The sequence below is a fragment of the Rhodoferax sp. GW822-FHT04A08 genome, from assembly GCF_058801025.1.
In genome coordinates this window covers 1-7,901 of record NZ_JBXAMW010000037.1, presented here as the reverse complement: position 1 = coordinate 7,901, position 7,901 = coordinate 1, and the positions used below count along the sequence as shown (strand labels likewise).

The following is a 7,901-nucleotide window of genomic DNA, read 5'->3' as shown; positions in this document are numbered from 1 at the left end:
ATAGATGCGGCCGCGCGGGGCACCGCGTGCGGCATCATTCGCAGCGCCCGGCGTGGGCTCCACGCTGGCAACGCGCATGCGCAAAGCGGCGTTGGGCACCTTGAGCACATTGGCGCGCTCGTCGGTCACCACCCGCACATTGGCGGTCATGCCGGGCAGCAACTTGCCATCCACGTTGGAGAAGCCCACCACCGCCACATAAGTGACCACATTGGCCACGTTGGTGGCAGCCTTGCGCACCTGGCGGATCTCGCCTTCGAAGGTCTGGCCCGGGAAAGCGTCCACGGTGAAGCTGGCCTTCTGGCCCTTGCGCAGGCGCCCTACGTCGCTCTCATCGATGGCAGCTTCCACCTGCATGTCACGCAAGTTCTGGGCAATGATGAACAGCTCCGGCGCCTGCAGGCTGGCGGCCACCGTCTGCCCGCGCTCGATGGAGCGCTTGACCACAATGCCGTTCACCGGCGACGTGATGCGGGTGCGCACGAGGTCAATGCGGGCCTGCGCCAGTGCCGCTTCGCGCTGCGCCACGCTGGCCTGTGCCGAGTGCACGCCGGCTTCTGCCACGCCCACCTGCGCCTGCACTGCCTTGAGCGCCTCCTGGCTGGTGTTGACCAGGGCGCGCGCCTTGTCCGCCTCACTCTGCGCAATGAACTGCTTCTCCACCAGGAACTGCTTGCGGTCCATGTCGCGCTTCGCTTCGGTCAGGTCCACCTGGGCGCGCGAGACCTGCGTCATGGCGGCCAGCAGGTTGGCCTGCGCCGTGGCCACTGCGGCGTGGGCCGCGTCCACATCGGCCTGCGCCGAACGCACCCGGTATTCAAAAGTTTCGGGGTCTATCTGCGCCAGCAGCTGGCCGGACTTGACCTCGGAGTTGAAGTCCACATACAGATCGCGGATCTGGCCGCTGACTTGCGTGCCCACGGTCACCAGCGCCACGGGATTGACGGCGCCGCTGGACGCCACGGTAGCCTGCAGATTGCCGCGCTCGATCTTGGCGCTGCGGTATTGCACCGCGTCAGACGCTGCACGCTGGCTCCACCACAAAGCGCCACCAGCCACTCCCACTGCCGCGACCAGTACGGCCACCCACGCTCGTTTGTTCATACGGTCTATTGTAGGAAGCGCATGTGTAAGCCACGCGCATCCAAAGGGTTTACAGTCAGCCCCATTTCCCAGTTCGAGGTTTTCGCATGACGATCCGCTACACCAACGTAACCAACATCCTGCCCGAAACCAAGCTGCGTCTGTACCCCACCAAGGTCATCAACATCATTGGCGGGCCCGGCAGTGACAAGTCCATGTTTGCCGCAGCCATCGTGCTGTATCTGTATCAGCGTGGAAAGACGGTGGAGATCATTCCCGACCATGCCAAGGGTCTGGTCTGGCAGCAGAACTTCGAGGTGCTGAAGAACCAGTACTTCATTGCGCAACGCCAGTTCGACATGATCAACCTGATCGACGGACAGGTGCAGTTCCTCATCACCGAAGGCTCGCTGCCCCAGGTCCTGTTCTACAACGAGACCTATGAACCCAACATCTGCGACGTGGCCAAGACCCGCGCGCAGATCCTGGAGTGGTACGGCATGTACGACAACATCAACGTCCTGGTGGAGCGCGGCGACAAGCGCTATATGCGCGCCGGCCGCTTTCAGGAAGAGGAGCAGGCGCGTGCCATTGACCGTGGTCTGCGCGAGTTGCTGGACCGCGAAAAAATTCCCTACACCGTGCTGCCACCGCAGATTGAAGCCATCAACGCGTTCACTGCGTCGCTGATTCAACAATAAGTCACTGATGTTGATCAAGTGGCATGCAAATTGCCTACACTCCCCACTTTACGGAGTGGATTAGCTGCTGCTTATACTGAGCGCCTAGGGTTTAGCTTAAGCAAAAGCCCTATACCCAACCGTAAAAAGGTGGGTTAAGTTCCCCTCCCGTGGAAACTTAATTCACGTTTTTGTTTAACTTTAAAAACTGGAGTTTGAAACTCATGAAGATGAAAACCGTAGCTGTTGCCGTGCTCGCCATTACCGCTGGCGTCGCGTTCGCACAATCCGTGGTGACCATTGCCCACGTAGGTCCCACCAGTGGCGCTATCGCCCACCTGGGTAAGGACAACGAAAACGGCGCCATCATGGCCGTTGAAGAACTCAATGCAGCCGGTGTCACCATCGGTGGTCAAAAAGTTACCATCAAGCTGCTGACTGAAGACGATGCTGCAGACCCCAAGCAAGGTACTGCCGTTGCACAGAAGCTGGCTGATGCCAAGGTTTCCGGCGTGATCGGTCACCTGAACTCCGGTACTTCCATCCCCGCATCCAAGATCTACAGCGATGCAGGCATTCCCCAGATCTCCCCCTCCGCCACCAACCCCAAGTACACACGCCAAGGTTTCAAGACCACATTCCGCGTTGTGGCTGATGACACCCAACTGGGTGGCACCCTGGGCCGTTACGCTGTGAACACCCTCAAGGGCCAGTCCATTGCCGTGATCGACGACCGTACTGCTTACGGCCAAGGCGTTGCTGAAGAGTTCAGCAAGGCAGTTGTGGCTTCCGGCGGCAAAGTGGTTGCCAAGGAGTACACCACCGACAAGGCTACCGACTTCAACGCCATCCTGACCTCCATCAAGGGCAAGAAGCCTGACGTGGTGTTCTTCGGTGGTATGGACGCCGTTGCCGGCCCCATGCTGCGCCAGATGAAGTCCCTGGGCATTGCTGCCAAGTTCATGGGTGGTGACGGCATCTGCTCCACCGACCTGATCAAGCTGGCTGGCGACTCCATCGCTGACAACCAAGTCTATTGCGCCGAAGCCGGCGGTGTGGAAAAGGGCAGCAAGTACGCAGCCGCCAAGGATGCCTTCGACAAGAAGTTCAAGGCCAAGTTCAACGCTGACGTGCAGATCTACGCTCCCTACGTGTATGACGCTACCAAGCTGATGGTTGCAGCCATGGTCAAGGCCGGTTCTTCCGACCCAGCCAAGTACCTGCCCGCACTGGCAGCCACCAAGTACGAAGGCGTGACCGGCCCCATCTCCTTTGACGAAAAGGGCGACATCAAGGGCGGTGCTCTGACCCTGAAGACTGTCAAGGGCGGCAAGCTCGAAGAACTGGCTGTGATCCGCTAATCAGCGGCTCCCCAAAGAAAAGCGCACTTCGGTGCGCTTTTTTTGTGCCTAACGCACCGGCGAAAAGCGCTGCAAGCGCGCATGGATGGCCGCCTCATGCCGCTGCCACCACACGCCCAGCCACACAAAGCCCAGCCCCAAGAGCGTGAGCGCAAACGGAAACAGCAGGCTGTCCTGAAACACCCGGTGCGAGAGGTAGCCCAGATACCCCGCCACACCAAACGCCCCCAGCACGGTAAACACCCGCCGGCCAATGACCGCGCCACCAAAGATCAGCGCCAGGTTGATCAGGCAGTACGCCAGCTTGCCCCACTCGTTGTCGGAGTCCCGCAGGCTCAGACCGCCCCAGAACATGATGGCGCCAAACAGATAGAGCCAGAAGGCAAAGTCCTGCCGCGCATCCGCAACCTGCGAGCGGCGGCTGCGCACGTCCACCCACATGGCCAGCGCGCAGGTGGCAATGCCAAACAGCAGCGACACGTCGCGGGTGAACTTCCAGTCAAAGCCATCCTTTTGCATGAGGCCGTTGGCCACGTCCATGCTCATGTACCAGACCGTCACCGCCAGCGGCATCACCATGAACGGCAGCCGGTAGCGCCACAGCATCACCGCCCCCGCCGCCAGCGTGGCGAACTCCAGCGTCAGCCAGCGCCAGTTGATGTGCGTGTGATAGGCCGAGAAGTTCGCGTCCCCACCGGGCGGCCATAGCCCGGCCAGGCTCTGGGCGCACCACACGATCAGCGGCACCAGCACCACGGCCAGCGTGGCCAACAGGCCCGCGGGCACATGCAGGCTGCGCGCCTTGAAATGGTCCGCCACCTTCAGGCAGGCCACCAGATAGGCCAAGGCAATGGCCAGCAGACCACCCGCGCCCATCTGCTCAAAGCCCAGCGTCATGAACAGTGACATGGCGCCTATGGCCACCATGCCGCCAAAGTAATACAGCACATTGGTAAAGCCAAACGTGGGGCCGCTGCGGTAGCCGCCCAGCGCGGCGGGCGTGGTCACGGCGTTTGCATCGTCGGGCGCGGACCAGCGTTGCCAGAGTGCGTCGGCCTGTGCTTTGGTGATCAGCCCGTCGTGGGCTGCGGCCTGCAGGTCGTGCTGCGTCAGGGCTATGCGTGAAGGGGATGTGTGTGCCATGAGGCCATCTTATAAGCCCACGTCTAAAATCAGAAGCATGAGCACTCCCCCCTCCAACGCCAAGCCAGCCGCCGCTGCGGCACCCGAAGCCGTCAAACCGAGCAACTTCCTGCGCCAGATCATCGAGTCCGATCTGGAAAAAGGCACCTACGCCACCCGCCGCTGGGCTGGCAGCCCCGGCGATGCAGCCCACCAGGCCGCGGGCCAGCCCGACCCCGCCAAGATACGCACCCGCTTTCCGCCCGAGCCCAATGGCTACCTGCACATCGGCCACGCCAAGAGCATCTGCCTGAACTTCGGCCTGGCGCGCGACTACGGCGGCGTGTGCCACCTGCGCTTTGACGACACCAACCCCGAGAAGGAAGACACCGAGTACGTCACCAGCATCATCGACTCGGTCAAGTGGCTGGGCTATGACTGGAGCCAGCCCGGCAACGATGCGCCGTACCAGGCCAGCGACTACTTCGACTTCATGTACCGCGCCGCCGAGTACCTGATCGAAGCCGGCCACGCTTACGTGGACGAACAGACCGCTGAAGAAATGCGCGTCAACCGCGGCGACTTCAGCAAGCCCGGCGTGGACAGCCCATTCCGTGCCCGCACGCCTGACGAGAACCTGGCGCGCTTTCGCGAGATGCGCGACGGCCAGCATGAAGACGGCTCCATGGTGCTGCGCGCCAAGATCGACATGGCCAGCCCCAACATCAACATGCGCGACCCGGCCATCTACCGCATCCGCCGCGCCACCCACCACAACACGGGCGACAAATGGTGCATCTACCCCATGTACACCTTTGCGCACCCGATTGAGGACGCGCTGGAGCAGATCACCCACAGCATCTGCACGCTGGAGTTTGAAGACCAGCGCCCCTTCTACGATTGGCTGATGGAGCGCCTGTGCGAAGGCGGCCTGCTCAGCAGCCCGCCGCCGCACCAGTACGAGTTTGCCCGCCTGAACCTCACCTACGTGATCACCAGCAAGCGCAAGCTCGCCGCCCTGGTGTACGACCACAAGGTCAACGGCTGGGACGACCCGCGCATGCCAACCATCGTCGGCCTGCGCCGCCGTGGCTACTCACCCGAGAGCCTGCAGCTCTTTGCCGAGCGCATCGGCGTGACCAAGAGCGACAGCTGGATCGACTACAGCACCCTGGAAGGCTGCCTGCGTGAAGACCTGGAAACCAAGGCCTATCGCGGCTTTGCCGTGCTCAATCCGGTCAAGCTGGTGCTGACCAACTGGGACGAAGTCATGGGAGCCGGCCACCTGGAGCCCTGCACCCAGCCCTCCCTGCCCCACCCGCCCGAAGGCGTGACCGCGCCCACGCGCCACTTCACCATTGGCAAGGAAGTGTGGATCGAGCGCGAAGACTTTGAAGAAGTGCCCCCCAAGGGCTACAAGCGCCTGACCCCGCCGAAAGTGAACGCGGACGGCACTACGTCCGCGGGAGCGATCGTGCGCCTGAAAGGCGGCTACGTGATCGAATGCACCGGCTGCGCCAAAGACGCCGCAGGCGCCATCACCGAAGTGCACGCCAAGGTCATCCCCGATACCAAGAGCGGCACCCCCGGCGCCGACAGCGTCAAGGCCAAGGCCGCCATCACCTGGGTCGGCGTGGCCGACGGCGTAAGCGCCGAAGTGCGCATGTACGACCGCTTGTTCCTGGACGCCCAACCCGACGCGGGCGGCAAGGACTTCATCGAAAGCCTGAACCCCAACAGCCTGAAGGTCATCACTGCGATAGTTGAGCCCTCATTGGCGAATGCACTGCCAGATCAGAAGTTCCAGTTTGAGCGGCACGGCTACTTTGTGGCGGACCGGGTGGATCATGTGACTGGGACCAAGCCGGTGTTTAATTTGGCGGTGGGGTTGAAGGATAGTTGGGGGAAATAGCGAATCAAAACTAAGGGGAGAAGAATGTTAAAAAGTATTTCAGCTGAAAACTACAAAAGCTTTCAAGAACTAGACGTAGAGTTAGCTCCAATTACCCTGTTTGTTGGGCCAAACAATTCCGGGAAATCGTCGGTTATCTCATTGGTGCGATTGCTTAGTCAGACAATGGAGAGTCATGATCCCAATGTCAGACTTCTTCTGAATGGTCCACTCGGCGACTTTGGAACATACAAGGATCTAATCCACGGGAATCAAACTAAGAAATACTTGAAAATAGCGGTTTCGGCCTCGCCAAAGGAGGAGTATCACTTTCTTGGTGGGGACACTAAGAGCGTAAATTTCTCGCTTACATATAAATACAGATCATCTCTGAAGGAGGTAATCTTAAAAAAATTAGTAGTTGGTGGAGATGGTAAGCAACACATAGTTGCAGAATTCAACGAAGATTCGGAGAAATTTTCAGTCAAGCAAGTCCTAAATTTTACAATTCCAAACACTACAACGTTCACCAACATTCAGCGTGGTTTTGATGTCAGAAATTTTATCCCACGACTAACGGTAAGTTCATCGTCTGACAGCGATAGTGATAGCATTACCAAAATCGCCTTGCGAGAAATTCGTATAGCCAGCCGAAATGGTTTCCACATATCCAATCATTTTCAAAATATTGAGTATGTCGGAGCAATGCGAGTGCCCCCCTCTAGAACCTATCTGTACACGGGTGAGCGACGTCAAAAGGTCGGGGCAAATGGTGAACATGCAATTACTATGCTTGCAATGGATTCGATACGCCGAGGAAGTAAATCTAAAGGCATCAGACAGGGTGTCATCAAGTGGTTGACAGCTGCTGGCATAGCCTCCGATCTGAAAATTGTCTCCTTGTCAGATCGATATTTTGAAGTTCATATTCAACATCCTTTAACAAAAGAGTATCAAAATTTTGTTGACGTAGGATACGGCAATAGTCAAGTAATTCCCGTTCTGGTTGCCGGTTTCAACTCCACCAGGGGCGACATATTGATTGCCGAAGAGCCCGAAATTCATTTGCATCCAAAGGCTCAGGCCGAATTAGGTGATTTTTTACTGGACCTACACAATAGAGGTGTGCAGTCCATAGTTGAAACGCATAGCGAGCACATGATCGTGAGATTGCAACAGCACATTGCTGCGGGACGCTTAGACCCAACTGCAATCCATATCTATTTCGTAGAGCCAACTTCTGATGGCAAACACTTACGCAAACTTACCTTAGATAAAAGTGGAATTTTTACAACTCCGTGGCCAGGGGGATTTTTTCCAGAGCGACTGGAAGAGGCCAAACAGTTGGCTATTACTCGTGCTCGATCCGGCAATAAACCAATAACAGCAAAACAGCTAGACAGTCATTAGTCGACACAAATATAAAAATCGGGAGAGCAAAGTAAATGATCATCGACGCAAATGTATTCAAAGGCTATTTCCAAGTAACCATCGGTTCTGCGCATAACTTGTGTGGTTGTCCGAAAGCGTTGATCGAAACAGCAACCGCCGTTAACCCCATCTATCAAGACTTAGATGGAATCATCGAAAGTGAGTGGCAGGCTGTGGTCGACAGAGAGTGGTTCGACCCGTGGTTAGCAGACCAACTTGAAGCAGGAACAATCGCCTACGTCAATAGAATAATAGATGTTGGTCTGGAAAGAAAGTTAACGACAAATGGCTTCCCAAAGAGTAGAGATGTAATTTATGTCCGGGTTGGGTGGT

Annotated in this window: 7 protein-coding genes; 5 read left to right on the top strand and 2 right to left on the bottom strand. The window is 57.8% G+C overall.

All coding sequences use genetic code 11. From position 1 onward, the window contains the following. Positions 1-1,104: efflux RND transporter periplasmic adaptor subunit (locus tag AC1RMF_RS26155; RefSeq protein ID WP_493145431.1), on the bottom strand; the 1,104-nt coding region annotated here is incomplete at its 3' end. Positions 1,105-1,190: 86 nt separating this feature from the next. On the opposite strand from AC1RMF_RS26155, the gene AC1RMF_RS26150 reads away from it, so the two are divergent. Further along, complete coding sequence (locus AC1RMF_RS26150) at positions 1,191-1,784, top strand: hypothetical protein (protein WP_342618208.1); 594 nt, start codon at positions 1,191-1,193, stop codon at positions 1,782-1,784. Between the two features lie 203 nt (positions 1,785-1,987). After that, the gene (locus AC1RMF_RS26145) at positions 1,988-3,124 is read left to right on the top strand and encodes a branched-chain amino acid ABC transporter substrate-binding protein (protein WP_342618209.1); all 1,137 of its coding nucleotides are present in this window, start codon (positions 1,988-1,990) and stop codon (positions 3,122-3,124) included. Positions 3,125-3,172: 48 nt separating this feature from the next. Here AC1RMF_RS26145 and AC1RMF_RS26140 read toward each other — a convergent pair whose 3' ends face one another. Then, positions 3,173-4,267: a DUF2157 domain-containing protein gene (locus AC1RMF_RS26140; protein ID WP_493145429.1), complete on the bottom strand. Its 1,095-nt coding sequence runs from the start codon at positions 4,265-4,267 to the stop codon at positions 3,173-3,175. 37 nt (positions 4,268-4,304) lie between these two features. Between AC1RMF_RS26140 and AC1RMF_RS26135 the strand changes: the two genes are divergently transcribed. From AC1RMF_RS26135 to AC1RMF_RS26125, 3 genes are all read left to right on the top strand, one after another. Then, entirely contained in the window at positions 4,305-6,158 is a 1,854-nt protein-coding gene (locus tag AC1RMF_RS26135; RefSeq protein ID WP_493145428.1) for a glutamine--tRNA ligase/YqeY domain fusion protein, read from the top strand. Between the two features lie 24 nt (positions 6,159-6,182). Beyond that, positions 6,183-7,547 (top strand): AAA family ATPase, encoded by a 1,365-nt coding sequence (locus AC1RMF_RS26130; RefSeq protein WP_493145427.1) that lies wholly within the window; start codon positions 6,183-6,185, stop codon positions 7,545-7,547. Between the two features lie 35 nt (positions 7,548-7,582). After that, a partial coding sequence (locus AC1RMF_RS26125; RefSeq protein ID WP_493145425.1) for a hypothetical protein occupies positions 7,583-7,901 on the top strand: 319 nt, incomplete at its 3' end.

Bases quoted from the DNA above. Each gene is read 5' to 3' on its own strand.
- AC1RMF_RS26150 (WP_342618208.1), top strand. From the start codon at position 1,191: ATGACGATCCGCTACACCAACGTAACCAACATCCTGCCCGAAACCAAG.
- AC1RMF_RS26145 (WP_342618209.1), top strand. From the start codon at position 1,988: ATGAAGATGAAAACCGTAGCTGTTGCCGTGCTCGCCATTACCGCTGGC.
- AC1RMF_RS26140 (WP_493145429.1), bottom strand. From the start codon at position 4,267: ATGGCACACACATCCCCTTCACGCATAGCCCTGACGCAGCACGACCTG.
- AC1RMF_RS26135 (WP_493145428.1), top strand. From the start codon at position 4,305: ATGAGCACTCCCCCCTCCAACGCCAAGCCAGCCGCCGCTGCGGCACCC.
- AC1RMF_RS26130 (WP_493145427.1), top strand. From the start codon at position 6,183: ATGTTAAAAAGTATTTCAGCTGAAAACTACAAAAGCTTTCAAGAACTA.